Origin of the sequence: Rhodococcus sp. IEGM 1370, from assembly GCF_033142325.1 — a bacterium.
Taxonomy (GTDB): Bacteria; Actinomycetota; Actinomycetes; order Mycobacteriales; family Mycobacteriaceae; genus Rhodococcoides.
The window spans coordinates 1-16,167 of record NZ_JAWLRY010000037.1; the positions used below are offsets into that span (position 1 = coordinate 1).

Here is a 16,167-nt window from a genome sequence, read left to right on the forward strand (position 1 = left end):
CTCCGGATCGATTTTCTTGGGCATGTGCTCATCCTTCCTGACTCAGAAGGAAGCGGCATCAAACCTGGGGTGATTCATCAGCTTCCACGTTCCACAGGTGGTTTAAGCGTTCACGGTCCGGCCACGCGTAGAGCACTCGTTGGCGGTCGAAATAACCACCGTGGTATCCGCGCCACGCGTGATGGGTCACGCCTCGCTGTGCGATTAAGCGGTTCAGGCTCGCACTCTCGACTCCGCGCCTGGGGGTGACCACGACTATCAAGCCTCCAGGTTGGTCGAGCAGCCATCTCACAGCACGAGCGTTCTGCGCTTCGCGCGAGTCCCCGTCACCCAGACGCGATACCGCAACAGGTACAACAGCCATGTGCACACTCCCTCACTGAAAGAATTGGGTCCAAGCTAGTGAGGGGGTCCGACATTGGGAGCTGGTCGTGTGCATCGGGCGACAATTCCGTACCTCGGACGACGCACTCTGTCGGTCTGACTTTACTTACCAACCAAGCGACGGTACCGGGTCTTGATTGCGTCCTCACCACCTTCGAGGATCTCGCAAACCTCCTCCTTGACGGCGGCCGTCTGCAGCGTTCCCTCGGCTTCGATGGCGGGCGTGAACTCGCCGCGCCGGATCACGAGCACGTTCTCGGCACCGGATGTCACAACAACGTTCGCATTGTGCGTGGAGACGATGAGCTGCCGATGATTCTTAATGCTCTTCAATGTCTCAACCGCCAGGTGCCGAATGAGCTTGTTCTCAAGGTCATCCTCAGGCTGGTCAAGGAGTAGAGGGTATGACCCCATCTGCAGGACGACCGTGAGCAACGCCGCTGTCTTCTGCCCAGGTGATCCCTGGTCCACTGCGACGAAATTGGACTTCGGCGCAGGGCGGTAGCTCACGGCGACGAGATCCTCTGGGAACCACAGCATGATGTCGGTGACGAGATCGGACGTGTCTGCGTTCGCAAGTCGACTGTAGAAACGCATATCGACCTTGATGGCCTGCCCTATCTTCGACTCGGGGCCGTGCTCAACTAGATCGATCAGGTCGGTCTTGAAATCGCGGACCTTGTTCGGAAACCTGGGGTCCTTGGGCTGGTACTTGTTCAAGAACGACGGTATGCCGTCCTTGGCAAACGCCGGATCGAACGACTCCGGGCAGTTCAGGACACGGCGGAGCTCGTCACCAAGGCTCTCGATGTCTCCTTGATGAAACACCTCAACCTTGGTGAGCGCGTCCACAGAGCTATTGAGCCGTGAGGTGTAGGTTCGCCGCCGCTGGTGCAGCTCCTGCCGTGCTTCTTCGAGACGTTTGAGGACCTCTTCGATGGTTTGCTGCTGTTCCGCACACCGGTCATCCAAGCCTTCGAAACCGCGAAGCTGGGCGTCAAGGTCCTTCTCTAGCTGTCGGTCGGCTTGAGTCTGTTCAGGCGAGATCGTCGACTGGCCACCTTGCTCGTTCAACCAGGCGTTGAGGACTGATGCTCGTTGCCGCCACTTCTCGCCAGAGCCGTGCGTCTGCCACTCTGTGCGTGCGGCCTGCAAGCCGGACGAAGCCCGGTCAAGGACATCGGCCGCGGTGATGAACGACGCCTTCCTCTCTGCATACTCGTCCATCGTTGGGTTCGAGTTCGCAAGCTCGCGCAGGGAACGAGCTGCTTCAACGATCGTGTCCTCAACACCTTGGGCTCGTTCTTCTGTCTGGGCGGAATGCCTGATCGACGTCTCAACGGCCTCCAGCTCTTGGAACTCGGCACTCGCGCGGAGCCTTTCGAGGTGGCTCAAGCGCCCACGAACCTCTTCCAACTGACCACGGATCCGGTCTGCCTTCTTCGATTCGGCGAGCTCTTTCGCTAGATTGTTGCGCTCATCTTTGAACTGGAGCTGCAAGGCCTCGTAGTCCTCGGTCCACTCAATGCGCCGGATCGGTGGCATGTCATCGAGGATTCTCAAGAAACTCTGTGGCGAGGTGGCGAGTTCGTAGATCTGCTTCTGGCTGAATATGCGAATCGGGGCGCGGTCACTCGATCGCCCCGACTGCAGCTCCCACGAATCACCCGTCCTCACTTCGATGCGCGACTTGTCGGGCTCCGCCCCGCTCCAGAGAACGCGGAGTTGCCTTCGATCTTTCGTGTAACGGACGGTGATTCGCGTGTCCTCCGTCCACCAGCGCTCATCCGAGGCTGCAAAAGGACTGAACCGTCGTAAGTCGCTGGCCACAGTGCCCTCCAGCTCGTCCGAGCGTCCGAGGGCAAGGCGGAGCAGTTCCAGGACCGTGGATTTCCCAACGCCTCGACCGCCGATCAGGCAGTTCATCCACGGACCAAAGCGGTACATCTCGGTGACACCGCGGTGCACAAGCTCAATCTGATCGACATGCCCATGCTGAGTTACATTGGGGTCGTCGTAGCCGGCTCGGACCCGACGTATGGACTCGTCTGAGTCGGTCAGCGCGAGTCGGAGTCCTTCGAGATCGAGCGATTCTGCCTTCATTAGCGTCAGGTGAGTGCCCGGTGCTTTCGCAGTCTCCCCCTCAGGACACGTGTCGGTTGTCAGGTGATGCGCGTCGGATCCCAAGGTCGGCACCCATCCACTTCGTACTGCTTGCGCAACCTCTGCGTCGTCCACGACTTCAACAGCCTGAACAAGGTCCGACTCCCGAAGCGCATCGAGTTCTCGAGCATCCATTCCGAAGACGCCTCGCCCGTGGTCTGCATGCGCCGGGATGCAAATACCGCTTTGAACTGTGATTACCTCTGCAATGTCGCGGACCGTCATGTTCGCTGTCTCATCACTCCGGCCGCGCGTGCCCAGATACTTGCAGCGCACCAGGGCGTGGTCGACGGCGGAAGCATCACTTGAGGGATCGAAGATGGCAAGCACATGGAAACCACCAGACGCCGTGATCTCGACTCCTGGGAAGATCACAAACGGAGGGAGATCTGGGTCGCGGCCACGAAGCTCGTCCAGAGCCTTGCGCGCCGGATCGATGCCGTCGTGCGAGTTGTGATCAGTAATGACGATTCCGTCAACACCTGCGTCAATGTAAGCCTGGATCCACTCCTTGTACGAGGGCTTCTCCCCCTCGTAAAGCTTGCCGTCCAGCCCGCCGTAGTCGAACGACGCCGGCGAGTGGGCGTGGATGTCGAGACTCCACCAACGCGCTCCTGGGTGTTCACCCCCGATGGACGGCATCTCATGAGGCTGTTCGGAGGAGGGACTTGGCACCATATGAACATGCTGTCATGCGGCGAGGCCTGCTCCGGTCGAATGCATTTCATGCCCGAGCTAGCGCATATTTCCATTTGGAGGTCACAACCGGCACCTGGCTCGTATGACCATCGCCCAAGTCTTCAACCAACGCAGCGATGGCGTAGTCGTCCGCGGTACGCCGAACTGGCATTTCGGCGTGGATAGTGTGGAATGCATTTACAACGCCTAGGTCTGGTCGGTCTGCTAAATCGCTGATGACGGCTTCTGTGTCCAACAACCAGAAACTAAGCTGCCCCCATGCCCGCCGGCCGTTTCGCTCCCAGTCCTTCGGGCGACTTGCATCTCGGCAATCTCCGAACAGCACTACTGGCCTGGCTCTTCGCCCGCTCCACTGAACGACGTTTCGTGATGCGCGTGGAAGACCTCGATCGCGTCAAGGCCGGCTCGGAGCAACGTCAACTCGACGACCTCGCCGCCATCGGACTCGACTGGGATGGCCCGATCATGCGGCAATCCGAGCGTCGGGAAATCTACGACGCCACGATTCGCACGCTCACCGCAGCCGGGCTGACGTACGAGTGTTTCTGTACGCGTCGGGAAATCCTGCAGGCCGCATCCGCGCCCCACGCGCCCGACGGGGCCTACCCCGGAACGTGCCGCGATCTCACCGCGGACCAGAAAGCAGCCAAGGACCGCCCACCGGCCATCCGATTGCGTTCGCAGGTAACACAATTCACCGTCGTCGACCAGCTGCACGGCCTGTTCCGAGGCCAGGTGGACGACTTCGTCCTTCGCCGATCCGACGGCGTCCCCGCCTACAACCTCGCCGTCGTCGTCGACGATGGCGCGCAGGGCGTCGACCAGATCGTGCGCGGCGACGACCTACTCACCTCGGCTCCCCGGCAGGGATATCTCGCCCAGCTCCTCGGCCTCACCCCCGCGACGTACGTCCACGTGCCCCTCGCACTCAATGTCGAAGGCAAGCGTCTGGCCAAGCGAGACGGCGCGGTGACACTGCGCGAGCGGCCCGACGCGTGGTCGCTCATCACCGCCTCCCTCGGCATGCCGAATGCGAAGAACGCCGAGGAACTGCTCGAACAGTGGAAGCCGACGCTGGTGCCGCGCGAACCGTGGGTGTTCGACCCCTCGAATCTCTGACCGTTGTACCGATCGAGATCACGTTGCAACGCGACAGGACCCAACTGCGCACGAATCGGACGTACAGTGGCCGCGACAACTCTTCCCGAGGGAGAAGGACACGATGACCTCAGGCGGTTACGACCCCGACAAGGATCCACAGAACCCCGGCGGCTATCCCCCGCCGCAGGGCGGCTACCCGCCCCCTCCCCAGGGCAACTACCCACCACCTCAGCAGGGCGGCTATCCACCACCCGGCAACTACCCGCCTCCCCCGCAGGGCAACTACCCGCCCCCGGGCAACTACCCACCGCCCCCGCAGGGCAACTATCCGCCGCCTCCGGCCTTCGGTGAGTCACCGATGCCGACGCAGCTGTCCGTGGGAACGGCCATCGGCTACGGCTTCAACAAGTTCAAGGAAAATGCCCTCGTCTGGATCGGCATCGTCCTCATCGCCGCGATCATCCAGGGCGTTCTGAACTACGTGTTGAGCTCCGACAACTTCGTCCTCAGCTTGATCTTCAGTGTCATCGTCGGAGTCGCCACGCTCCTCATTCAGGCGGCACTCGTCCGCGGCGCTCTGCACGAGGTGGACGGGATGAAGCCCGCGTTCGGGTCGTTCTTCCAGTTCAACAACGTCTTCGCCATCGTCATCGCCGGCGTCCTCGTCGGCATCGCAACCGGCATCGGCTACATCCTGCTGGTCATCCCCGGACTCGTCGTCACGTTCTTCACGTGGTGGACCTTCCAGTTCGTCATCGACCGCGGCGACGAGCCGATCCCCGCCATCAAGGCCAGTGCCAAGGCGATCGCGTCGAACGGTGGCACGATCTTCGTGCTCGCACTCGCCCTGTTCGGCCTCAACGTCCTCGGCGCGATCCTGCTCGTGGTCGGCCTGCTGGTGACCATTCCGATCACGATCATCGCCGGAACCTACGCCTACCGCGTCACTGTGCGCGGACGCGTCGCCTGACCTGAGATCCGCCTCGATGGGCGCGCATCCCTCACCCGGGATTCGCGCCCATCGTCGTCTCGGTGCTTGGATCGAGCAGTGACTACTACCGAACACACCGCCGCCAACGGCGGCACCGAGTCTGGGCAGGCCACGTTCGCTCACATCAGCCGGGGCTACTACCCCACCATCGTCGCGCTTTTCGTCGCGACGCTGCTGATCTCGAACGTGGCCGCCAGCAAAGGTGTCGCCTTCTTCGCCTCGTCCGACGTCATGCTCGGACCACTGCAGATCCTGCCGATCAACACCGACGGCGCATTCTTCCTGTTCCCCCTCGCCTACATCCTCGGCGACGTCCTCAGCGAGGTCTACGGCTTCAAAGCCGCACGCCGCGCGATCTACCTCGGCTTCGGCTCCCTGATCCTCACCTCGGTGTGCTTCTGGATCGCCATCGAACTCCCCGCCGCCTCGTTCTACGAGAACCAAGAGGCACTCGAAACCGTCGTCGGTGTCGTCCCCCGACTCGTCCTCGCCGGTCTCGCCGGCTTTGCCGTCGGCCAGCTGCTCAACTCCTACGTCCTGGTCAAGATCAAGGAACGCACCAAGGAAAAGCACCTGTGGGCGCGCCTGATCGGCTCGACCGTCGTCGGCGAATTCTTCGACACGCTGATCTTCTGCGCCATCGCCGCCGGCGTCATCGGCATCAGCACGTGGACCGACTTCATCAACTACGTCGTCGTCGGATTCCTGTGGAAGACACTCGTCGAGGTCCTCGTCCTCCCCATCACGTACCGCGTCATCTCGTACATCAAGAAGCGGGAACCGTCGTACCAGAGCAGTTAGCTCGCGACCCATTCTCGACTGACCTCGAGGTAGCGCCCTCGCGCTGCCTCGAAGGTCGCGACGGCCCGGGTTCCCGGCCAGTCCTCCGGTGTCATGGACGGCGGGAGGCCCGGGTCGACGTAGGGAATGACGCGCCACTCGTCGAGCAGCGTCGCGAACGTGACGAACGCGTCCCGCGGATTCCGAGCCGGGGCGACGGTCTCGTAAGCGGCAAGAAATGCCCGATGCCGATCGGCGATGCCGGCCAGATCCCACCATTGCGCAGCGCTCTCACGCAACGTGGTCGGCGGCGCGACCTCGGAGGCGACGAACGTCGTCACGTAGGGCGAAAGCTCCAACGCGTCGACAATGGCACCGGCCTCCTCCGCGAGGTAGTCGGGTGCGATCCATAAACCGGGTGAAACTGTGCCGCAGCCAATTCCGGTGAGTCGACGCCTCAGCTGGTGGCGCGCGGCGCGTTGGGTCTCGGGGATGGTGAACGAGATGAGCCGAAACGGGTCGCCGTCGGCCATCCGCCGAAACCCGAAGATCCGACCGTCGCCGCGCGCGAACATGGCGTCGGCCTGCTCGGTGATGCGATAGCCGGTGCGGCCCTCACGATTACTCGATACGACGACGCCCTTCTTCTTCAACCTGGCCACCGCGATGCGCGTGCTCTCCGGCGGCACCCCGAGCGCGTCCATCCAGATGACGACATCGGCGATGGCGAACCACCCTCCGAGCGGGCGAACGTAGGCCCCGAGCACCGTGCGCACGAGTGAGGTGGCGCTTCCCGGACGGGACTCGAAGTCGTCGAGGATCGCCCCGGCAGGATTAGGAGCGGAGTTCGTCACGGATCGCCACGATTCCCAGGTACACCTCTCGATAGGAAGTACTGAGAGGGCTCAATCCCAGGCGAATACCCTGCGGCGCGCGGTAATCCGGGATGACGCCCTTCTCCCACAGGCGAGCGGTGATCGCCTTGAACTCGGGATGGTCGATGGTGACGTGACCGCCGCGTCGATTCGCGTCCTCGGGTGAGGCGATCTCCACCCCGAGCGGTACCAGCATCTCGCGGACCAGTTCGAGGGCGTATTCGGTCAGCGCAACGGACTTCGCGCGTATCGCGTCCATCCCCACCTCGGCGATCATCTCGATGGTGTCCTGCATCGCGATCATTCCGAACACCGACGGCGTGCCACTGATGACGCGTCGAATACCCTGTGCCGGAACGTAACCCTGCGCCATCTCGAACGGATCGGCGCGACCCATCCAGCCCCAGATCGGCTGGACGAAATCGCTCTGAAGATCACTGCGCACGTACGCGAAAGCCGGCGAGCCGGGTCCTCCGTTGAGGTACTTGTACGTGCACCCGACGGCCAGATCCACTCCCCAGGAATCGAGTTCGAGCGGTACCGATCCGACGGAGTGGCACACATCCAGCAGCATCAAAGCTCCGGCAGCATGCGTGATGCGTGTCGCCTCGGCCACGTCGACGAGGAAGCCGGAACGGTAGGCGACGTGAGTGATCACCACCAAGGCGGTGTTCTCCCCCACCACCTCCGCAAGTTGTTCCGGTTCGATACCACCGCGGCGGTCCGTCTCGATCCACCGCAGGGTCATATTCAGCTCTGCTGCAATGCCTTCGAGCAAGTATCGATCGGTCGGGAAGTTATCGCGGTCGATGACGATCTCGGTGCGGCCCGGCCGCATGGCGATCGCCGCCCGTGCCAGCTTGTACAGCAGTACCGTCGTCGAATCGCCGATGGTGGTCTGACCGGACGCGGCCCCCAGGGTGGCGTCGGCCAGGGCGTCGCCGATGGTGACGGGGAGGTCGAACCACTGCTCGTCCCAGCCACGGATCAGGCGTCCACCCCAGGCCTGCGTCATGAAGGTGTTGATCCGTTCGACGCTGGCCTTGGTGGGCCGGCCCAACGAATTGCCGTCGAGATATGCGCTGATCGACGGGTCGTCGCTACCGAGGAATTTGTCGCGGTAGCTGCGGAGTGGATCCTTCTCGTCGAGTTCGAGTGCGCGTTCCGTCATCGTCCGATTTCCGTTCTCACAGCGAGTAATTCGGGGAAGAAGGTGAGTTCGAGTGCCTTCTGCAGAAATCCGACGCCACTCGATCCTCCGGTCCCGCTCTTCATCCCGATGGTACGGAGCACCGTCCGCATGTGCCGGAAGCGCCACAGCTGGAAGTTCTCCTCGAGATCGACGAACTCTTCGAAGGCCTCATACACCGCCCAATGTTCGGTGTGATTCTCGTAGACGAACTTGATCAGCGGCATCAGGTCCTCATTGAACGTGTACGCCGCGGTGACATCGCGATCGAGCGCTGATGCCGGTACGTCGTACCCCTGACGCGCCAGCGACTGCCAGAAGGCGTCGTACAGGCTCGGCTCGTGCAGCAGCGTCGAAAGCAATTGGTGCGCAGCCGGATCGGAATCGAAGACCGTCAGCATGCCCGCATTCTTGTTTCCAGCACGAACTCCACGGCCCGGTACTGATACGACTGGAAACCCGACGAGTTGCCGAGGAAGTCGCGGAACTGCGAGTACTCCGTCGGGGTGAGAGTGGCCAGTACCGACCACTGCTCGGTCAACGTCTTCTGGATGTGCTTGACCCGGGCCACACATTTCAGCGCGGTACCGATGTCGTCGGCATCGAGAGCTGCTCGCGCGGCCAGGGTCTCGTGCAGTACCAGCTTGAGCCACAGTTCGGTGGTCTGGTGCTGAATGATGAACAGCAATTCATCGTGATGCTCGGGGGTGCTCACCGGTTTCTGGGCGCTGAGCAACGTGTCGAGGTCCAGGTACGCGCCGTAACTCATACGGTCGCTGAAGTCGGTGACGACTGTCTTCTCTATAGCGCGGGTATTGCCTTCGACGCTCATGGCTGGTCCTCGAGGTGATGGGCTGATCTCGCCAGCGTATTACAGTATTGTGCCGACCGCCAGATCTACGACATATCTCGGTTTCGCGAATGCCACCCGTCGCCTATCCTCGAAGTACCGACTCGAGTGAGGAATCGCAGTGCGTAGAGCGTCCGGACAGTTGGAGGAGTCGATCCTCGAGTTGCTCGGCGAGCACACGGAACTCTCGGTGGCCCAGGCCCGCGAGCATCTTGGCTCGGATCTCGCCCACACCACGGTCATGACCGCTCTGGTGCGCCTGCACGGCAAAGGGCTGGTCGATCGCGAGCGGCGCGGGCGATCCTTCGTCTACACCCTCAACGCCCCGGTCGACGAGATCCCTGCGCTTCGGGCCGCGATGCGGATGCGCACCGAACTCGGTGCCAGAGCCGAACGCGCAGACGTACTGGCCAGCTTCGTGGCCGCACTCGACCCCGAGGACGAGGCGACGCTGCGCGAACTGCTCGCCAAGTCGGATGCAGCCGAGCAACACCCATGACCCTGCTCCTGGTCGTGGCCGTCCTGCCGTGGGTGCTGTCGCTGCTACTGGGATTCGGAGCCGATCAACTCGACCGTCGACTCAATCCGTCGACCGCCGTCGTCCTGTTGCCCATCCTGTCGATGGTGACCGCATTCTCCGTGGCAGCGTCCATGGCCGCACTCGCTGCGGTACTGCTGGCGTCAGGTGAGATTGTCTGGGTGTCGGTGGGAATCATCATCTGCGCGTGGATGTTCTGGCGCGTGGTCGAGGTCGCCCGCCATGTTCGACGCGTCGCCGTCGGTGCGTCGATCGCATCGGAATTCGGTGACGAGGCGCGGGCGACGGGCGGCATCGTCGTGGTCGACTCCGACGTTCCCGACGCCTTTGCCGTCCCCTCCGGCGGAGGTGCCGTCGTGATCACCACCGGCCTCGCGGAGGCTTTGACGGACAACGAATTACGCGCCGTGGTCGAACACGAGCGTGCGCACCTACGGCATCGCCACAGCGTGTGGATTCAGATGTGTGAGATCGCGGCTCGACTGAATCCGATTCTCCGGCCGGTGCCCTCGAAGGTCCGGCACGCCGCCGAGCGTCAGGCCGACGAGAGCGCAGCGTCTCTCGGGCGTCGAGACACGTTGTCTGCCATCGCCAGAACCGCCCTCCTGCGGAAACAACTCGACCATGGAACCCGCACGCTCGCCAGTACCGGCGGCGACGTCGTTCGCCGCGTGCAGGCCCTCAGCGAACCACCACGGCACCGTCGTGATCGCGGGGTTCTCGCGGCCGGTTTGGTGCTGATCCTCGCCTTCACCGTCATTTCCACGGCACTGTTCGACGTCGTTCAAGATGTGGTGGCCCCCGAAACCGGAGAAGTCGCCACCTCGATCTTTCGCTGATCTCAGATACCGGCGACGCCAGCCAGTTGGCCGATCGCATAGGTGACGGCCATCGCGATCGCACCACCGATCACGATACGAGTCACCGCCGGCCGACTCGGCGCACCGCCGAGGCGCGCACTGATGGTTCCGGTCAACGCCAGAGCCAGCAACACGACGACAAAGGTGACCGGAATACGTTGCGAAGCAGGCAGAAGCAGGATCGAGAGCAACGGCAAAAGCGCACCGCTGATGAACGACACGGCCGACGATGCGGCCGCCTGCCATGGATTGGTCAACGCGTCGGGGTCGATTCCCAACTCGACGTCCACATGCGCGGCAAACGGATCGTGTTCGGTGAGTTCGCGGGCGACAGTCTGGGCAGTCTCTGCCGAGAGCCCCTTGGCCTCGTACAGTGCCGCGAGCTCAGCCAATTCTTCCTCGGGCTGCTCGTCCAGCTCTTTGCGTTCCTTGATCAACAGGGATCGCTCGGCGTCACGCTGCGTGCTCACCGAGACGTACTCCCCGAGCGCCATCGACACGGCTCCCGCAACAAGCCCCGCAACGCCTGCAGTGAGCAGCGATCCTTTGTCGGTGGTGGCAGCTGCGACACCGACGACCAGGCCGGCAGTGGAGACGATGCCGTCGTTCGCGCCCAACACGCCTGCCCGCAGCCAGTTCAGCCGACCGGACATATCTGCGTGCGGTTCGTAATCGTGCAGGCTCGGCTCGGGCTCACTCATCGACGGCCGTCACTGATACGTCATCCCATGCGGCGCGCGCGCCGGACTCACCGATTCTGTACACCTGGACGATTGTGGTCGCTCCGACAACCACTGCCAACACCACCACCGCAATCGACTGCCAACGCACGGGGGTATTGCCCCGACGCTCACGCAGATGCAGGAACACGAGCGCCGCGGCGACGACGACAAGACCGACGGAGAAGAAGATCATCCAGTCGCCGATCTCGGTGTGCTGTTCGACGGCCGCGGTCTCGGGCACGCGCTCCTCGAGCCACTCACCTGCCTCGGTCGTCAGTGGTGTCAACACCAACGTGAACACCGCCAGTGCTGCGATGAGCCACACGAGACGGCTGCGCACACCGGACCAGATGCTGGCCGCGATGGCGAGCAGCGCGGTCAGCGGTGCCAGCACCACGATGAAGTGAACGAGAAGAATGTGGGCCGGTAGGCCGTTGAAGGTGGACATGCGTTCTCCCGCTTGCTTGGAAAGTCGCGTGCACCTCACGCACAACACATGCTACACGTTGTGTAGTAGTTGCATGGATGGGTCCAGTGCCGCCAGGGATCGCCACGCCGAGTCGGGTTCGGCGACCATCGCATGCACGATCTGCTCGAGATTCCGTCCCAGCGCGACAACGGTGTTCGCGTCGAACAATGTTGTGGGATAGACGATATCGACGTCGATACCGATAGCCTTCCCTTGGTCGTCCCGCCGTTCGGTGACGTGCAGATGCAGGTCGCATTTCGCGATGTCGATCGGTCGGGGCGTGATCTCGACACGCGTGTCCCCCAGGTCGAGCGTTGCGGCGGTGAAGACGTCCAACGACAGCGCAACCTGGAAAATCGGATGCTGCCCGGCCACCGTGTCAGAAGCGAGATCGGCGACGACATCCTCGAACGGCACCGATGCATGATCGAAGGCCCGCAGCTCGCTCCCGCGGGCCGCCTGCACCACGTCCTCGACGGTCGTAGCGGACGCGATGTCCGTCCGAATCGCGACGGTGTTGGTGAAGGTACCGACCAGCTGCTCGAGCCTCGGATCGTCGCGTCCGGCAACCGGGGTCCCGACGACGATATCGGTGGAGTCCGTCACCTCCGCGAGCAGAATCAGCAGTGCTGCGCGAAGCACGGTGAATCGTCCTGTCCCACAACGCTGGGCAAGTTCGGTCATTTTCTCCGTGGCGGGTGCATCGAAGCGAAGCGATGTGCGTGCACCGGAGAAATCCCACTCCTGCGGACGTGGCCGGTCCAACGGCAACTCTGTGCCGCTGGGGACACCCGCGAGTTCCGCACGCCAGAAATCGATGTCGGCCGATACATCCCGATCGACGGCCCAGACACTGTAATCGGCGTACTGCAAAAGCAATTCAGGCCACGACGGTGCACTGCCGGCCATCCTGGCGTGATAAGCCAGTACGAAATCCGACGCCAGCAGCCCGAGCGACCACCCGTCCGCTGCGATGTGGTGAACGGCGCACGCCAGCACGTGGTGATCGGGTGCTAGCGCGAACAGTCGAGCACGGATCGGGAACTCGGTACGCACGTCGAGAGGGTGCTCGAGGGTCTCCGTCACTGATGGTGCATCGAAGTCCAGAACGTCGAGGTTCGGTGCCACCCCAGCAGAATCCTGCTCGATCACCTGAACTGGAATCCCGTCGACATCCGGATAGCGCGTGCGCAACGTGCGGTGTCGCTCGATCAGATCGGTCAACGCCTGCGAGGCTGCCGCTGGATCGAACTCCCCGGTTATCGACACCGTGAACGGCAGATTGGACAGCGGTAGCGCTGCGCTTCGATCGATGTGGCGGTGCTGCGGCGCCAGCGGAATTGCGAGCACGCCCTGTGACAGGCCAGCTGCAGGTCGCGAATTCTTGTGCAGCCCATTTAGGCGACGGCCGTCGATCCGTGCCGCGAAGGCCTGTACGGACGGGGCCTCGGCAAGGTCTCGTACACCGATGTCCACCGATGCCTCGGCCCGGATCGATGCGACGACTCTGGTCGCGGCCAATGAGTCGCCGCCGAGGTCGAAGAACGATGCAGCGCAGTCGACGTCATCTGTGTCGAGTACACGCGAGAAGGCTGCCGCCACCATCTCCTCGGTTGCACCGGATGGCGCAGTTCGATGCCCGGTCGACAACATGGACAGATCGGGTGCCGGCAGCGCTCCACGATCGATCTTCCGGTTGATCGTCAGCGGAATCTCGTCGAGAACCGAGATGGTCGCCGGCACCATATGGGCAGGCAGACGCCCCACGAGATCGTTGCGGATTCGCGTCGTGTCGACGAGCTCCCCCGGCCGCCTCGCGACAATGTACCCGTCGATACGAAGGTCACCGGTTCGACTGCGGCGCAACGCCGACGACGCCGCAGCGACTTCCGGATGCGCCCGCAGTGCCGCGTCGACCTCCCCCAGTTCGACGCGATTGCCGCGGATCTTGATCTGGTCGTCGGTACGTCCGAGGAACTCCAACGTCCCGTCTCCGCGCAGACGCGCCCGATCTCCACTGCGGAACATCCGAAGGCCGCTGCTGCCGAACGGATTCGCGACGAAGCGAGCTGCTGTTTCTGCGGTGCGCCCGAGATATCCGCGCGCAACGCCGGGGGTTTCGATGTAGATTTCGCCGACTGCACCCGAGGGAACGGGCCGCAACGCCCGATCGAGAAGGTGAATCACCGCCCCCACCATGGCTCGACCGATTCCGTCCGCGCTGCCCGGGTTCAGTGGCTCGGTCATCGTGACACTGCAGGTCGTCTCGGTGGGCCCGTAGGCATTGAGTAACCGACGCCCCACCGACCAGCGGTCGACCGTATCCTGCGGTGCCGATTCACCGCCGATGATGATGGTCCCGACACGCGACAGGGCTGCGGGATCCAGCGTGGCCAGCGCCGAGGGCGTGATCAGCAGATGTGTGATCGATTGCCGGGCAATCAGTTCCGACAGTTCTGCGCCGCCGTAGCTATCCGGCGGGGCGATCACCACTGCCGCGCCTGCGGTTGCTGCGGCGAGCACTTCGACCACAGCGGTATCGAATCCGGGAGAGGCGAGATGGCAGAACCGCGACTCGGCGTCGAGGTCGTAGCTGCTCCTGATCTGTTGCACCAGAGCGGCTATGCCACCGTGAGTGACGACAACGCCTTTGGGAGTGCCGGTGGAGCCGGAGGTGTAGATGACGTACGCCGCGTGGTGCGGTGTCGTCGGCGCGGGTTCATCACCCGGGTCGCCCACCGCGAGAACGTCATCGAGAATCAGACATTCCACCTCACCCAGCTCGGTGCCTCCGGTGCACAGGCCCAACACCGCTCCACTGTTTCGCACCACGAACTGCGCTCTCTCGCGTGGGTGATTCGGGTCGACCGGAACGTACACCGCACCCACTCGTGCGATCGCCCAGAACGCGACGATGCCCTCCACGGATCGGCCGATGCGCACGGCGACCCTGTCCTCGCTACCGATTCCTCGCGCACTCAAGGCGGATGCGAGTGCGGCGACTCTCGAGCCCAACTCCGCGTAGGTGACCGACACCTCCGCATCCTGGATCGCAATTCGATTGCGGTGCTGCGTGATTGCCGTCGAGAACACATCGTTCAGAGATCTACGCTCGGTCACGGCCGCGCCCACCGAGGCGGGCGTCGTACACGGCTCGTCGGGCAGGAACAGGTCGAGGTCTGCTATCGCGGTATCGCCGTAGCCGGATTCGGCGAAACGGTCGAGAAAGTGCAGGAATCGAGCATGGTGGCGCGCCAGGTCGCTCGGTGTGTAGGCGGCAGGGTTGGCCTCGAAGTCGATGCGAGGACGCGCTCCGCCTCGCCCGGGGTAGATGTTGACGGCGAGGCCGGACACTGGGCCCGTCGTCAGAATGTTGATCTCACCGTCGAAGTCGCCGATGGCCACGGTGTTCGCGAACATCATCACGTTGATCGTCGGCCCGAAACGCCCTGCGCTCAGCGCATTACCACTCTCGGACAGCTGAGGTCTGCTGCGCTGATGGCGGAGCACGGCACCGATCGCCACCTCGGTGGACTTGATCACGTTGTTCACCGTCGCAGATCCGATGCCCGGCAGGCTCAGCGGCACAACGTTCGACAACGAGGACCCGGCCCGGCGCAGCATCGCCGTCGGCCGCGCGGAGACCGGCAACGACAGATCCACGTTCTCGGTGTCGTTCATCCGCGCCAGGTACGCAGCGAAGGCCGCGATCACCACCGTCGACGTCGCATGACCGGCGGCCGTCGGAGAAACCGATCGATCCTCGCCGACGACGATCGGCACCGATGCAGGCTGAACGATCCGGCCGAGAGGCTCGGCGTGACCCAGGTCGGCGGACTGCCAGTGCGCCCGATCGCGTCGCGCGCGGGTGGAGGTGCGGTAGCGCTCGTCCTCGGCGACAAGCGCGGCCGGCGTCGTCGGATCGACAGCCGCAGGCTCGACGCCGTCACAGACTGCGGCATACAGGGCCGCCGCCCGCTCGAGCACCTTCATCGAGGCATAACCGTCGAGCGCGATGTGGTGGGCTCGGGTGTACCAGAACACGCGATCGTCCCCGACGCGAAGGACACGCAACCGCACGAGCTGGCCGTCCATCGAGAAGGGCGTGCGGCAATCGTCGTTCATCCACTGCGTCGCCGCGTCGGCCGGCCGGTCGTGTTCGCGGAAATCGAGGATCTCCACCCTGTCGGTCTCCCGAGGCTCGAACCGTTGCATCGGGGTGCCGTCGATCTCGATGATTCGTATCGTCGACGACGAGAACTCCCGATGAGCCCTGCTACCGCACTCGACCAGTGCGTCCAGGTTCACAGCGCCGATGATGTCGACGAAATACGCAATGGTGAAGGGCACGTCCGGCATGAATTGTTGGGCAATCCAGATATCGGCCTGGGACGAACTCACAGGTAAGGCGTCGTCGAACATGGTGGTCCCCCAGGGCGTGCTGCTACTACACAGTCGGTAGTACCACGTGTCAATGGCCAAGATGAAGTCCCCGCTGGTGGCCAAGTAAAAGTCCCCACCCCGTGTTGATGTTTCCGGTTGGTCA

Annotated in this window: 11 protein-coding genes and 1 pseudogene; 5 read left to right on the forward strand and 7 right to left on the reverse strand. The window is 63.2% G+C overall.

Annotation, left to right across the window (positions count from 1 at the left end; all coding sequences use genetic code 11):
- Positions 1–486: 486 nt before the first annotated feature.
- The gene (locus R4P47_RS24485) at positions 487–3,189 is read right to left on the reverse strand and encodes a TrlF family AAA-like ATPase (RefSeq protein WP_317786015.1); all 2,703 of its coding nucleotides are present in this window, start codon (positions 3,187–3,189) and stop codon (positions 487–489) included.
- A gap of 315 nt (positions 3,190–3,504) precedes the next feature.
- On the opposite strand from R4P47_RS24485, the gene gluQRS reads away from it, so the two are divergent.
- The 3 genes from gluQRS to R4P47_RS24500 all read left to right on the forward strand — a co-directional run bounded on the left by gluQRS (position 3,505) and on the right by R4P47_RS24500 (position 6,139).
- Entirely contained in the window at positions 3,505–4,365 is an 861-nt protein-coding gene (gluQRS, locus tag R4P47_RS24490) for a tRNA glutamyl-Q(34) synthetase GluQRS (protein WP_317786016.1), read from the forward strand.
- Between the two features lie 103 nt (positions 4,366–4,468).
- Positions 4,469–5,317 (forward strand): hypothetical protein, encoded by an 849-nt coding sequence (locus R4P47_RS24495; RefSeq protein ID WP_317786017.1) that lies wholly within the window; start codon positions 4,469–4,471, stop codon positions 5,315–5,317.
- A 78-nt stretch (positions 5,318–5,395) separates the two neighbouring features.
- On the forward strand, positions 5,396–6,139 hold the full coding sequence (locus R4P47_RS24500; RefSeq protein ID WP_068054742.1) for a queuosine precursor transporter: 744 nt from the start codon (positions 5,396–5,398) through the stop codon (positions 6,137–6,139).
- On the opposite strand, the gene R4P47_RS24505 is transcribed toward R4P47_RS24500, so the two are convergent.
- The 3 genes and pseudogenes from R4P47_RS24505 to R4P47_RS24515 all read right to left on the reverse strand — a co-directional run bounded on the left by R4P47_RS24505 (position 6,136) and on the right by R4P47_RS24515 (position 9,014).
- Positions 6,136–6,972, reverse strand: coding sequence for a PaaX family transcriptional regulator C-terminal domain-containing protein (locus R4P47_RS24505; protein ID WP_317549037.1), 837 nt, complete (start codon positions 6,970–6,972; stop codon positions 6,136–6,138). The two genes, R4P47_RS24500 and R4P47_RS24505, sit on opposite strands and share 4 nt — an antisense overlap.
- Positions 6,953–8,164, reverse strand: a complete 1,212-nt coding sequence (kynU, locus tag R4P47_RS24510) for a kynureninase (RefSeq protein WP_317786018.1) — start codon at positions 8,162–8,164, stop codon at positions 6,953–6,955. Before kynU ends, R4P47_RS24505 begins: the two co-directional genes overlap by 20 nt.
- Positions 8,161–9,014, reverse strand: a pseudogene (locus R4P47_RS24515) (tryptophan 2,3-dioxygenase). The gene kynU and the pseudogene R4P47_RS24515 overlap by 4 nt, the downstream one beginning before the upstream one ends.
- Before the next feature lie 139 nt (positions 9,015–9,153).
- Here R4P47_RS24515 and R4P47_RS24520 point away from each other — a divergent pair.
- The gene (locus R4P47_RS24520; protein WP_037187682.1) at positions 9,154–9,531 is read left to right on the forward strand and encodes a BlaI/MecI/CopY family transcriptional regulator; all 378 of its coding nucleotides are present in this window, start codon (positions 9,154–9,156) and stop codon (positions 9,529–9,531) included.
- A complete protein-coding gene (locus R4P47_RS24525; RefSeq protein ID WP_317786019.1) occupies positions 9,528–10,409 on the forward strand; it encodes a M56 family metallopeptidase in 882 nt (293 codons plus the stop codon). The genes R4P47_RS24520 and R4P47_RS24525 overlap by 4 nt, the downstream gene beginning before the upstream one ends.
- 2 nt (positions 10,410–10,411) lie before the next feature.
- On the opposite strand, the gene R4P47_RS24530 is transcribed toward R4P47_RS24525, so the two are convergent.
- Genes R4P47_RS24530 through R4P47_RS24540 form a run of 3 tightly spaced genes read right to left on the reverse strand, consistent with a single transcriptional unit; the run spans position 10,412 to position 16,022 of the window.
- Positions 10,412–11,131 (reverse strand): VIT family protein, encoded by a 720-nt coding sequence (locus R4P47_RS24530; protein ID WP_317786020.1) that lies wholly within the window; start codon positions 11,129–11,131, stop codon positions 10,412–10,414.
- Positions 11,124–11,600 carry a DUF2231 domain-containing protein gene (locus tag R4P47_RS24535; RefSeq protein ID WP_317786021.1) on the reverse strand — a complete coding sequence of 159 codons (477 nt, stop codon included), beginning with the start codon at positions 11,598–11,600 and terminating at the stop codon, positions 11,124–11,126. The genes R4P47_RS24530 and R4P47_RS24535 overlap by 8 nt, the downstream gene beginning before the upstream one ends.
- Before the next feature lie 51 nt (positions 11,601–11,651).
- Entirely contained in the window at positions 11,652–16,022 is a 4,371-nt protein-coding gene (locus R4P47_RS24540) for an amino acid adenylation domain-containing protein (RefSeq protein ID WP_317786022.1), read from the reverse strand.
- Positions 16,023–16,167: the final 145 nt, after the last annotated feature.

Coding starts and splice junctions, on each gene's coding strand:
- R4P47_RS24485 (WP_317786015.1), bottom strand. CDS start 3,189: ATGCCGTCCATCGGGGGTGAACACCCAGGAGCGCGTTGGTGGAGTCTC.
- R4P47_RS24495 (WP_317786017.1), top strand. CDS start 4,469: ATGACCTCAGGCGGTTACGACCCCGACAAGGATCCACAGAACCCCGGC.
- R4P47_RS24530 (WP_317786020.1), bottom strand. CDS start 11,131: ATGAGTGAGCCCGAGCCGAGCCTGCACGATTACGAACCGCACGCAGAT.
- gluQRS (WP_317786016.1), top strand. CDS start 3,505: ATGCCCGCCGGCCGTTTCGCTCCCAGTCCTTCGGGCGACTTGCATCTC.
- R4P47_RS24525 (WP_317786019.1), top strand. CDS start 9,528: ATGACCCTGCTCCTGGTCGTGGCCGTCCTGCCGTGGGTGCTGTCGCTG.
- kynU (WP_317786018.1), bottom strand. CDS start 8,164: ATGACGGAACGCGCACTCGAACTCGACGAGAAGGATCCACTCCGCAGC.
- R4P47_RS24535 (WP_317786021.1), bottom strand. CDS start 11,600: ATGTCCACCTTCAACGGCCTACCGGCCCACATTCTTCTCGTTCACTTC.